The organism is Staphylococcus sp. HMSC063A07, assembly GCF_001836955.1.
Taxonomy (GTDB): domain Bacteria; phylum Bacillota; class Bacilli; order Staphylococcales; family Staphylococcaceae; genus Staphylococcus; species Staphylococcus lugdunensis.
This window is the reverse complement of record NZ_KV830914.1, coordinates 127,717-140,171: the sequence shown is the minus strand read 5'-3', so window position 1 is coordinate 140,171 and position 12,455 is coordinate 127,717. Positions and strand designations below refer to the sequence as shown.

11 protein-coding genes and 1 riboswitch are annotated in these 12,455 nt (G+C 35.5%); of the genes, 4 read left to right on the top strand and 7 right to left on the bottom strand.

The features are described 5' to 3' along the window. Positions 1-40: 40 nt before the first annotated feature. The 7 genes from HMPREF2597_RS04830 to xpt form a co-directional block, all read right to left on the bottom strand. Positions 41-859 carry an N-acyl homoserine lactonase family protein gene (locus tag HMPREF2597_RS04830; RefSeq protein ID WP_002479255.1) on the bottom strand — a complete coding sequence of 273 codons (819 nt, stop codon included), beginning with the start codon at positions 857-859 and terminating at the stop codon, positions 41-43. 17 nt (positions 860-876) lie between these two features. Next, positions 877-1,302, bottom strand: coding sequence for a MarR family winged helix-turn-helix transcriptional regulator (locus HMPREF2597_RS04825; RefSeq protein ID WP_002461130.1), 426 nt, complete (start codon positions 1,300-1,302; stop codon positions 877-879). Between the two features lie 105 nt (positions 1,303-1,407). Continuing rightward, positions 1,408-2,274 carry a patatin-like phospholipase family protein gene (locus tag HMPREF2597_RS04820; RefSeq protein ID WP_002479254.1) on the bottom strand — a complete coding sequence of 289 codons (867 nt, stop codon included), beginning with the start codon at positions 2,272-2,274 and terminating at the stop codon, positions 1,408-1,410. A 216-nt stretch (positions 2,275-2,490) separates the two neighbouring features. After that, positions 2,491-4,032 (bottom strand): glutamine-hydrolyzing GMP synthase, encoded by a 1,542-nt coding sequence (gene guaA, locus HMPREF2597_RS04815; RefSeq protein ID WP_002479253.1) that lies wholly within the window; start codon positions 4,030-4,032, stop codon positions 2,491-2,493. Between the two features lie 128 nt (positions 4,033-4,160). After that, complete coding sequence (gene guaB / locus HMPREF2597_RS04810) at positions 4,161-5,627, bottom strand: IMP dehydrogenase (protein ID WP_002479252.1); 1,467 nt, start codon at positions 5,625-5,627, stop codon at positions 4,161-4,163. 36 nt (positions 5,628-5,663) lie between these two features. Then, positions 5,664-6,932, bottom strand: a complete 1,269-nt coding sequence (gene pbuX / locus HMPREF2597_RS04805) for a xanthine permease PbuX (RefSeq protein ID WP_002461123.1) — start codon at positions 6,930-6,932, stop codon at positions 5,664-5,666. Next, on the bottom strand, positions 6,929-7,510 hold the full coding sequence (gene xpt / locus HMPREF2597_RS04800) for a xanthine phosphoribosyltransferase (protein ID WP_002461121.1): 582 nt from the start codon (positions 7,508-7,510) through the stop codon (positions 6,929-6,931). Before xpt ends, pbuX begins: the two co-directional genes overlap by 4 nt. A gap of 214 nt (positions 7,511-7,724) precedes the next feature. Next, a riboswitch (purine riboswitch) is annotated at positions 7,725-7,827 on the bottom strand. Positions 7,828-8,043: 216 nt separating this feature from the next. Between xpt and HMPREF2597_RS04795 the strand changes: the two genes are divergently transcribed. The 4 genes from HMPREF2597_RS04795 (at position 8,044) to HMPREF2597_RS04780 (ending at position 12,417) form a co-directional block, all read left to right on the top strand. Further along, positions 8,044-8,451 carry a general stress protein gene (locus HMPREF2597_RS04795; protein ID WP_002461120.1) on the top strand — a complete coding sequence of 136 codons (408 nt, stop codon included), beginning with the start codon at positions 8,044-8,046 and terminating at the stop codon, positions 8,449-8,451. A gap of 145 nt (positions 8,452-8,596) precedes the next feature. Next, a complete protein-coding gene (locus HMPREF2597_RS04790; RefSeq protein WP_002479251.1) occupies positions 8,597-9,268 on the top strand; it encodes a hypothetical protein in 672 nt (223 codons plus the stop codon). 116 nt (positions 9,269-9,384) lie between these two features. Then, positions 9,385-10,407 carry a hypothetical protein gene (locus HMPREF2597_RS04785; protein WP_002479250.1) on the top strand — a complete coding sequence of 341 codons (1,023 nt, stop codon included), beginning with the start codon at positions 9,385-9,387 and terminating at the stop codon, positions 10,405-10,407. Positions 10,408-11,028: 621 nt separating this feature from the next. Next, positions 11,029-12,417 (top strand): L-cystine transporter, encoded by a 1,389-nt coding sequence (locus tag HMPREF2597_RS04780; protein WP_002479249.1) that lies wholly within the window; start codon positions 11,029-11,031, stop codon positions 12,415-12,417. Positions 12,418-12,455 lie beyond the last annotated feature (38 nt).

Sequence of the window (12,455 nt, the reverse complement as noted above, 5' to 3'; positions counted from 1 at the left end):
GTATTTTTAGCAACCTTTTTTTGATTATTTTAAATAATGGTTACAGTAAAATACAATGCGGTTGTATATGCCGGTCATGATTAGCAATCGCTTCAATACAATGTTTATCTTTGGCCGAATCTTTAACCCATTTCAAAGATTTTATTGCTGCTTCTTTATCTACAAGTACACCAGGTAAAATCTCTTCCTTCCAAGATCTTTCTGCATAGCCCACATCTGACGCAAGTAAGACGTAATCCTGATAATCATTGGTAATCTTAGTTGCGCATAAGCCTTTACTATGCCCTGGTACCCAAATCATTTGTACAGAATTGTCTCCAAATACATCATAGGATTTGCCTTGAGGCCCTATTCCAGTATCTTCAAATTTAAATGGCTGTAAATGAACACCTTTCCATTCATGTTGTAAATAATGCATTTTATCCGTTTGAATCGCATCATATTCAGGTTCACTTAACATAATCCTTTTGGCATGTTTAACTAGTCTCAGTCCATCGGCATGATCACAATGCATATGGCTCATTAATATATAATCGATATCACTCGGCTTATATCCCAGTTGTGCTAACTGTTCATGAATCGCCTGACCCGCTGGCAAGACCGCTTTATTCACAGGGTATTGAAACGATAAATTACGAATTTGCTTTGTCCTATTATCAGTATGCCAACCGGTATCTATTAAAATAAGACCTTTAGGATGCTCAATTAAATATGCGGAAACGGGTAAAGCAACCTGATGTTTCTTACTTCTAAATAATCCTGTCCATGCTAAAGGATTACGACTCACATTAGAAAAAGGTAACGCTTCATCAACTATCACTGTTCCCGTATGCAAAATATGAATTTTTATTTGTTCCATTACATAACCCTCCATCACTAACTATTCATCGTACGTTTGATTTGTTCGAGATAACCTAATATTTCAGCTACTTGTTGATCATTAATATGAAATTTATCCATTAATCCTTGGTATAATTTCATTTGTCGTGTTTCATAAAAATGTATGCCTTTTTCAGTTAAATATACTAACTTTTCACGCTTATCGTGCCCTGCTTGTTTAATCACAAAACCCATTTGTTGTAATTTACTAATTCGCTTAGAAATGGCCGTCTTAAATACACCCTGCGCTTCAGCAATTTCATTAATTGTCAGAGAACCATGTTCATTGAGTAATTTAAACACACCCATTTGTTCCCTAGAAATATTTATATCTTGTTCATCCAGTACTTCATTGATGGCTTTACTTAATTCAATGAACAATAAATGTGCTTGATTCAGATTTTGAAATGTACTTTGATTCATATCGTCACCTCACAACACATAGTACACCCAGGTGTACTATTGTGCAAATTAATGGCACTTTTAATCTTGAGATTCATGGATTAAAAGTGCATTAAGCGAAAGTTCCTAAGATTGTTCAAGAAACCGTTTCAACTCATCCGCAGTTTCTTTACCCTGATTAACAGCTGCTAAAGCGACCGCTTCACGCATCTCAGCATTTACCGTGTTATAGTTATAGTGTTCTAAAATACTTACCACATTAGCATCAGGTTTAACTAAGAAAACAGCTTTACCTTCTCGTTTCATTCGTGTAAAAATATCGTTCAAACGATATGGCGTTGCTACAGGCAAATTGGTCGTTAAAATAACCACTTTATTCACACCATCTATGACATCAGGATTTTCCATAGAATATGAGCCACCATCATAATATAAATGATTATTGATAGGAATAGGTTGCCACACCCCCTGCAATGCTGAACTAGCTGCTAAAGCATCTACTAAATCAACATTTGAATATTTATTAAATACCTTTCTCTCAGATGTTTCTAATTCAGTAGCCACAACTTGTAATTGCTCATTCCATTCTAATGGCACACTCCCTAATCGTTCTCTAATCATATTACGTCGTTCTTCTAAAGAAACGAAGGGGTGTGTATTCTTTGAAATTTCACCCATACCAGCGACCCACGACTTATCGGACAAACTCGATTTAGCCAATTCATCAAACGTTTTAAATAAATTAGTCATTTCAGCATCAGAAATAGGAGTTATTTCATTAACTTTCTTAACAATTTGTTCCTGCCATATTGTCTCCCAGTCCAATGGAGAAGATAAAGTCGCACTTACCTGTGAACCTGCAGAAGTGCCTACAATATAATCCACTTGTCTTAAATTTAATCCAGCATCTGCCACACCTTTAAGAAAACCCAGGTGAAATGCGATACCGTAATGTCCACCACCACTTAACACCAAACTACTTTTGTCAGTCATATCAAAATATACCTCATTTCATTTATCAGTCTTCATAGCTTATCACTATCAATTAAATAATAAAAACATTCTACCTACTATAGCTAAGCTGAAAAAATTCGAAAATAACATTAATTTTTGACACTAACGTATTCAAAACTTATTCAACACTAAAATAAAAAAGACTAGAAACCCTAAAATAAAAGTTTTTCTAGCCTATCATTTAATGTTATTTCATTATTCCCACTCGATCGTACTTGGTGGCTTAGAAGTAATATCATAGACAACTCGGTTAACATGGTCTACTTCGTTTACGATACGACTTGAGATCTTTTGTAACACTTCCCAATCGATACGCGCAAAATCACTTGTCATACCATCAATTGATGTTACGGCACGGATACCAACTGTATAATCATATGTGCGATAGTCTCCCATGACACCTACAGATTGGATACCTGGTAACACTGTAAAGTATTGCCAAATATCTCTTTCAAGCCCTTCTTGACGAATGACTTCTCTTAGAATGGCATCTGATTCACGAACAATTTCTAATTTATCTTCGGTAATTTCACCTAATACACGGATACCTAAACCTGGTCCAGGAAACGGTTGTCGCCATACTAAATGTTCAGGAATACCTAGCTCAATACCTAAAGCACGTACTTCATCTTTAAATAGCGTATTGATTGGTTCAATTAATTCAAATTCCATATCTTCAGGCAATCCACCCACATTGTGATGTGACTTAATTGTTTGCGCCGTTTTTGTACCTGATTCAATGACATCGGTATAAAGTGTACCTTGAGCTAAGAAATCAACATCTGTTAACTTAGCCGCTTCATCATCAAAGACATAGACAAATTCGTTACCGATGATTTTACGTTTTTGTTCTGGATCTGAAACACCTTTTAATTTGTTCATAAAGCGCTCTTGTGCATTAACACGAATAATATTCATATCAAAGCCTTCGCCAAATTGTTCCATCACCATGTCACCTTCACCTTTTCGAAGTAATCCATGGTCCACGAAGATACATGTTAATTGATCGCCAATCGCTTTATGTAATAATACTGCGACAACAGATGAATCTACACCGCCACTCATCGCACATAACACTTTGCGGTCGCCAACACGTTTGCGAATTTTATCAATTTCAATATCGATAAAGTTCTCCATAGTCCACTCGCCAGTACAATTACATACTCGGCGCACAAAATTACGTAATAAATCGTTACCAAATTCTGTGTGACGTACTTCTGGATGGAATTGTACACCATAAATACGACGTGATTTATCTTCGATGGCAGCATAATTTGTGCTTGGGCTGTCGGCAATCACTTCAAAGCCTTCTGGTATTTCAATCACTTTATCAGAGTGGCTCATCCAAACGGTTTGTTCATCAGGTAAACCAAAGAATAATTCGTCTGATTTAGCATTAATCATTGCTTTACCATATTCTCTTTGGTTCGCACGTTCAACCTTTCCACCTAATAATTTAGTTGTTAATTGCATGCCGTAACAAATTCCTAATACAGGTATACCTAAATTATAAATTTCCGGATCAATTGTGAATGAACCTTCTTCATAAACTGAATTAGGACCACCTGATAAGATGATACCTTTCGGCTTCATACGTTTAATTTCTTCTATTGAAATTTCATGGTCATGTAATTCACTATACACACCCATTTCACGAATACGACGGGTAATCAGCTGATTGTATTGACTACCAAAGTCTAAGACAAGAATTAACTCTTGCTCTTGCGCCATTTCCATAGTTATAGTTCTCCTTTAAATTGAATTTATATAAATCATAGAGAGACGCTTTCCATGATGCCCTGAATGATTTCAGTTCTCAAAAAGCGTTCTCTCCTTGTGTTAAATAAAATGAATTAAATGTAATTTTAGAATGAGTAGTTTGGTGATTCTTTAGTAATTTGAACATTATGTGGATGGCTTTCAGCTAATCCTGCAGGTCCCATACGTGTGAATTGCGCTTCTTCACGTAATTGTTTTAAGTTTCTTGAACCTGTATAACCCATACCAGAACGCACACCGCCCATAAGTTGATAAACTGTATCTTGTAAAGGCCCTTTATACGCTGTACGTCCTTCAATACCTTCTGGCACAAATTTCTTAGGTGTCTTGTCTTCTTGGAAGTAACGGTCGTTAGACCCTCTTTCCATTGCGCCAAGTGAGCCCATACCACGATATACTTTGTATTGGCGTCCTTGGAAGACTTCTGTAGCACCTGGGCTTTCTTCTGTACCTGCTAATAAGCTGCCTAACATTACGGCATGGCCACCAGCAGCTAATGCTTTGATAATGTCTCCTGAGAATTTAATACCGCCGTCAGCAATAATTGCTTTATCATGTTTGCGCGCTTCCGTAGCACAATCGTAAATCGCTGTGATTTGTGGAACACCTACGCCAGCAACTACACGTGTTGTACAAATTGAACCCGGTCCGATACCCACTTTCACAACATCTGCACCCGCTTCATATAATGCTTTAGTTGCTTCAGCTGTTGCAACATTACCAGCAATTAATGTAATGTTTGGATATGTTTTTTTAATATGTTTCACTTGTTCAATCACACCTTTAGAATGACCATGTGCTGTATCAATAACTAAAGCATCGACGCCGGCTTCAACTAATTTTTGAGCACGAATATCTGTATCTTTCGCAATTCCAATAGCAGCTGCTACAAGCAAACGTCCGTGCTCATCTTTAGCTGCATGTGGGAATTCAAGCACTTTTTCAATATCTTTAATCGTAATTAAACCTTCAAGACGTCCATTTTCAACAAGTGGTAACTTTTCAATTTTATGTTCTTGTAATATAGCTTCTGCTTCATCTAATGTTGTACCTACTGGAGCTGTGATTAAATTATCTTTAGTCATGACATCAGAAATTTTAATCGAAAAATCTTCAATGAAACGTAAGTCTCGATTTGTAATAATACCAACAAGCGTACGCACTTCTTTATTATCCACAATTGGGACACCAGAAATGCGGTATTTCCCCATTAAAGCTTCTGCTTCATAAACACTTTCTTCAGGCGTTAAGAAAAATGGATTCATAATAACACCATTTTCTGAGCGCTTAACTTTTTGAACTTCGTCAGCTTGTTCTTCGACACCCATATTCTTATGAATCACGCCTAGTCCGCCTTGTCTTGCCATTGCAATCGCCATTTTTGATTCAGTTACTGTATCCATACCTGCTGAAATAACTGGAATATTAAGTTTTAATTTATCTGATAATGCTACGCTCAAATCTACCTCATTTGGTAAAATATCTGATTCAGCTGGAATAAGTAATACATCGTCAAATGTTAATGATTCTTTAGCAAATTTGTTTTCCCACATTTAAATACAGCCTCCATTTTTTTATAGTTGATTCTATTATTTCACATTTTCTTCGCTTTGTTTATAGTTAATTCCATTAAAAAAGAAATTTAAAATGATAGCGGAAATAGCACCTAAGACAATCCCATTTTGAGTTAGCCATGCAAATTGTTCGCCTAAACCTTTAAAAGCTTGTGGCACTGCACTAATCCCTGTACCTAGACCAACCGATACTGCAATAATTAATAAGTTATTTTGATGTTTAAAATCAATATGACCTAAAATACTCACACCATAAGCCATGACCATTCCAAACATCGCAATCATTGCGCCACCTAGAACTGGCAATGGAATGATATTAGCTAAAGCACCTAGTTTAGGTAAGCATCCGCAAATTAATAATAGTACTACCATACCGTAAATAACTTTATTCTTTTTCGCACCAGATAAGGACACAAGGCCCACATTTTGAGAATAAGCCGTATAAGGAAAGGCATTAAAAATGGAACCTAAGACAATCGCAAGACCTTCCGCAGTGTAACCTTTGCGAAAATCCTTACGTTCAAGTTGTTTGCCTGTAATCTCACTTAATGCATGATAAACACCTGTAGATTCAATTAAGCTGACCATCGCCACTATAAAGAATACGAGGGTTGCACCAAAATCAAAACCAAAGCCTGCAAATCGCATTGGTCTCGGAATACCAAACCAGTGTGCTGCTCCAACTTGGTGAATATCAACAACACCTAAGAAACTAGCCAATACGGTACCAACAATAAGACCAATTAAAATCGCAATGGATTTAAAGAAACCTGTTGTAAAACGTTGAATAATTAAAATCACGACGAGCGTAACGGCGCCTAAAATTAAATTTTTAGGATCTCCATAATTTTTGGCACCTTCTCCACCAGCAAGGTAATTCATTGCTACAGGCATAAGATTAATCCCAATAATCGTTACTACACTACCTGTCACAACTGGTGGAAAGAATTTGACTAAATATGAGAAAAATGGTGCGATCAGTATCACTAGTATACCTGATAAAAAGAGCGAACCATAAAGAACGTCTAAACCTTTTGTTTGGCCAATCAGAATCATAGGTGCTACGGCTGTGAATGTACATCCTAATACGATAGGTAAGCCAGTACCTGTTACTTTATTGGCTTGTAAGAAGGTTGCAATACCACACATAAAGATATCAACTGTTACTAAATATGCAATTTCTTCAGGTGTGAACTTTAAGCTTGTCCCAACAATGATAGGTACAAGAATTGCGCCCGCGTACATAGCTAAGAGATGTTGCAAACTTAAGATGAAATTTTTCATTCATGGTCACCTAGTAAAGTCACTTTATTACCTTTTAAAGAAGCGACTTTACATAACGACGATACTTTTAAACCTGCATCTTCTAAACGCTGTCTTCCACTTTGGAAACTTTTTTCAACGACGATACCAATTCCGACAGTCTCTGCTTTAGCTTGATTCGCGATATCATATAATCCAAGTGAGGCATCCCCATTGGCTAAGAAATCATCGATAATAAGCACTTTATCATTTTCATCTAGAAATTCTTGTGACACAATGACTGTACTTGTTTTATTTTTAGTAAAAGAATGTATATCAGTACTAAAAAATCCATCTTTCAACGTACTCGGTTTTGCTTTTTTTGCAAATAAACATGGAACCTGGAAATGTAACGCTGCCATTATTGCCGGTGCAATGCCTGATGCCTCAATAGTTAAAATTTTTGTTACACCTTGATCTTTAAACTGCTCATAAAATGTCTGTCCTACATCATGCATTAATTGGGCATCTATTTGATGATTTAAAAACCCATCTACTTTCAAAATCTTTTCGTCAATGACGACGCCATCTTCAATAACCTTTTGTCTAAGCGATTCCACTTTCTAAAAACCTCCTCAAATTGTGTACAAAAAAATCCTCAAACCATAACCAGTTTCAGGATCTATGAGGTAACGACCAATACTTTAGATATTTATATCCAACCAATAGCAAATAGGTTTAGAAATTTCACTACATGTGCACTGTGTATAGTTGAAATTGCATTGATTTCCCTATTCATTGCTTACCTATTTAAATTGAGCTGAATAAACGTCTTTGTATTATCGCTAAACTCATAGTCATGTCGTTTGTGGCAACATGGTAGAAACTTCTAAAGCCATATTCTTCAGATTATATGAGTGATATAAATTATTTAATGATAATAGCAAACTTTGACACATTTTTCAATATAAGACATGTTCTTCAGCAGCATTATATCAACTTCTTTTAATGTAAGCGCTTCAAAAATTTGCGGCTATTATTTGTCATAAGATTTGCAATAGTTATATAATTGATTTGGTAACGTTTTTATTAAAAGACTTAAGGGTATATTTTTATTAAAAGTACAGAACGAAAATATTGGAGGGCGAAATTTATGACGAACTTTACTATAGTTAATAACGATTATGAATTGTACAAAGTTTTGGAAGACAAAAAAGCAGAAGGCTATTTAGAAAATGAATTAATGGTCATCAGTAAAAGTAAATTACACCTCGACGATTTGCACAACTCACAAATTACATTGATTGCTACAAGTGGTTCATTTAGTGACCAAATGTCTAAATTATTAACTGGTGAAGATGGCGAACATGCTGTATTATCACGTTTCCATCTTAATGATGAAGAATTAGAAAAGTATAAAAGTGAAATCTTAAATAATAAAATGCTTGTTGTTGCTGAACGCGATGACTCATCTCATAAAGAAGTAGATGAACATAATTCAGCTTATGAAAATATTGATATCACTCACTATGCTAATGAATCAAAAGGTCCAAAATCATAAGTGTCCTGTGCGTAGTCCTTATGTATGAATACTCAAATAAAGCGGGAGTAAGATTCAGACTTTAGAGGCGTTCTGTCTTACCCCGCTATTTTAATACCATCATTTTGATATGCTATAATGAGAAAAATGATTATGGGGTGAACTTATGAACTTTAAATTGATTGATAGTGTCAAAGATCCTTATTATCAACAAGCATTAACGTTATATGACAGTAAATTAGGTATAAAGCTGCAAGAAGATGCTCACATCTTTAAGCGTTCATTGGAAAATAACAAAACTGAAAATGACTATTCTTTTATAGTTGGTCTAAATGAGCATCAACAGGTTGTTAGTATGGCTACAGCACACTACGAAGCAACGACAAATTCTGCCTTTCTGATTTATTTATTAGCTCAAGATGGCCCTGAACACGACAACATTCTTGATGAAACCCTCACACATATTGAAGCTCAAATTAACTCACTTTCTAATAAAGTGCATAATAGAAATGTTAACTTTATTATGCTAGAAGTTCCTCAAACAACACCAAAAGAATTCGATGCCCAAAAGGATATTTTACATAGTAGACGCCAATTTTTATACGAGCATCAGTTTGAAAAACAGACAGACATTCGCTACTTACATCCGAATAATACTCCAGGTAACTCTGCTAGTGACGTTGACTTATTCATCAAACCTTACATTAAATTAAGTAAAGATGTATTCCCAGCAAGTGTAAAATCAAACTACATATTAAAATATGTGTTTGCAAACGGTATTTCAAGAGATATCATTTATCCTTTGCTCGTTAAAATGAATTTACGCCGTCCATTCTAACAATACTTGAAAACGATGCGCTTTAGGGTTAAACTATCATATGAGGTTAGACTGACGTTTGAGTGACCGTAGACAAACGTCGCTATACATAAAACTAAAAAGAAAGGATTTGACATATGTTAACAAAAGAATTCGCCCAACGCGTTGAACTTAGTGAAAAACAAGTGCGCAAAATCGTTCAGCATTTAGAAGAACGTGGTTATCAATTAAGTAAAACTGAGTACCGAGGTCGTGAAGCCACAGATTTTAAAGAAGACGACATTGAATTATTCCGTGACATTGCAGACAAAGTGAAGCAAACAAATAGTTATGACCTTGCATTCGAGGAACTCGAACAGGAAAAAGATTTCTTGCAAGTACTTGTTAAAGAAGACAATAGCAAGTTGCCGACTAATCAAAATATTCCACAACTTGTAGAAGAGTTGCGCACAGAAATTCAAAAGATGCGTGAAGACCGCCAAATGCTTGGCCAAATGATGACTCAAGTCCATCAGCAACAGCAAGAATTAAAAGCCCTACAAACACAGCTAACAACTAAAATTGATGATAATACAGCATCAATTAAAGCGATTCAAACATCACAAGAAGATTTAGCAAATGCACAAAAAGCTCAAACAGCATATACAAGAAACGAATTAGTTAACGACATTATTAAAGCTCAACCAGTAGCACCAAATAGTAATCAAGAAGATGCAGCAACTAAAGCATCATCACTAAATGAACCTGACCTTGAATCTACAAAGGATAACCAAACTGCGAAACAAAATAATACAAAAACAGTTACAGCTGACAATCAAAGTAAGGAACAAAGTCATATTGAGACACCTTCAACTGATAGTGACAATCAATCAACAAAAGCTGAAGAGCAAGGAACAACTAGCAATGTATCAATTAATGCCGATGACTCAATAACTAAACATTCAGATTCAGAATCAAAGTCAACATCCAAAACAACATCTGAAGACAAATCAAAACAATTAGATGAAGATATTGCTAATTCATCTGAAACATCAACGCAGTCAACTTCTGAACAACAAAGTCAAACAGCAAATTCCGCTTCTTCTCAATCATCTTCAGTAAAACAACCGGCACCGAAAGAAGAGAAAAAGGGCTTCTTCGCACGCTTATTCAATTTATAAATTTTTATGTAATAAATAGAAAAACATGAGACATAACACTCAATTAAGAGGGAGCGGGACAGAATTCATAATGAATTCGTAGTCCCGCTCCGGCAAGGTTGACTAGGATTGAAAAAAGCTTAGTATCAAGCGTATTTTTTCAATCCAGTCAACTACTGCCAATATAGAACTCAGAGCCTAAAATATAATTATGTCCCAGACTCCATTTTGTTTAGTCGTCATTATTTCATTTCTTAAGTCAATTTCACCTTAACTAAATCACGTTTCATTATATTTCATTTTGAAATAACTTCTTGTTGATATGTTCTGGTCATTTTATTCCCTGCCACTCTTGATCTTTTTAACTCACATTTCTCATTAAAAAGCACTTATATTTTAAATCGCTCAACTATTTTGATTGCACGATTGATTCAATCTGCCTCCCATATTTCACCTCTCAAATGAATGATGGCATTTGCTATTTTATCCATACTACTTATATTTACTATAATTTTGTCTGAATAGTTTTACTTCTTTTATAGATATAATTTTTATATCTTTTATATTGAATTCTGTTATTAATAGTATTATCCTTATAATATATATCGGAATTAAAACAATAAATCTTTGGGAGGATTATACATGCAACATTTTTTTACAGTTATTAACGTCTTTATTTTAGTTGCCTTTATTGTTGCATTATGGATAATGGCTAAAAAGCACGTGTCATTCCCTAAACGCGTTTTTACTGCTTTAGGTATTGGGATTGTATATGGCATTGTGTTGCACCTTAGTTATGGCGTAGACTCAAATATATTAACGCAAACTACAGATTGGTTTAGTATTGTGGGCGATGGCTATGTAGCGTTACTACAAATGATTGTAATGCCACTCATATTTATTTCTATCGTCTCAGCCTTTAGTAAAATTGAAATAGGCGATAAATTTGCCAAAATAGGTAGTTATATTTTCGCTTTTTTAATTGGTACAGTGGCAATTGCTGCGATTGTCGGTATCATTTACGCGATGCTTTTCGGTTTAGATGCATCTAGTATCGATTTGGGTAGTGCTGAACATTCTCGTGGTACAGAAATAAGCAAGCAAGCTAAAGACCTTACAGCCAATACCTTGCCACAACAAATTTTAGAACTATTACCAAGCAATCCATTCCTTGACTTTACTGGTCAAAGAACTACTTCCACGATTGCCGTAGTTATTTTTGCTACGTTCGTTGGTTTTGCATACTTACGTGTGGCTCGTAAACAACCACAAAATGGCAGCCTTTTAAAACGTGGTATTGATGCGATATATGCACTGGTCATGGCTATTGTGACATTTGTTTTAAGACTTACACCATACGGTATTCTAGCCATTATGTCATCTACAATTGCTACAAGTGATTTTGCGGCAATATGGACATTAGGTAAATTTATGCTCGCATCATATGCAGCACTGATTACAATGTACATGATTCATCTAATCATTTTAGGTGGTTTGGGGCTTAACCCAATTAAATATATGAAAAAAACATTCGAAGTTATGGTCTTTGCGTTTACATCACGTTCAAGCGCAGGTGCATTGCCGCTCAATATCCAAACACAAACACAACGTCTTGGTGTCCCAGAGGGTATTGCTAACTTCTCAGCAAGCTTTGGTTTATCAATTGGTCAAAACGGCTGTGCCGGCATTTATCCAGCAATGCTTGCTATCATGGTAGCACCTGTCGCAGATGTCAAAGTAGATCTCAGCTTTATTTTAACCGTAGTTGCTGTAGTAATTATTAGCTCATTTGGTGTTGCTGGTGTAGGTGGCGGCGCAACATTTGCTTCTATCTTAGTATTATCAACATTAAACTTACCTGTAGCACTCGCTGGTGTCTTAATATCTATTGAGCCACTCATTGATATGGGACGTACCGCATTAAATGTCAATGATTCAATGCTAGCTGGTACAGGAACAGCTAAATTAACACGCCATCTCGATAAAGAAAAATTCAACTCTGAGCATTACGGTGATTTAACAACAAATTAAAGTTAAACAAAAGGGAGCGGGACAGAATTCATTATGAA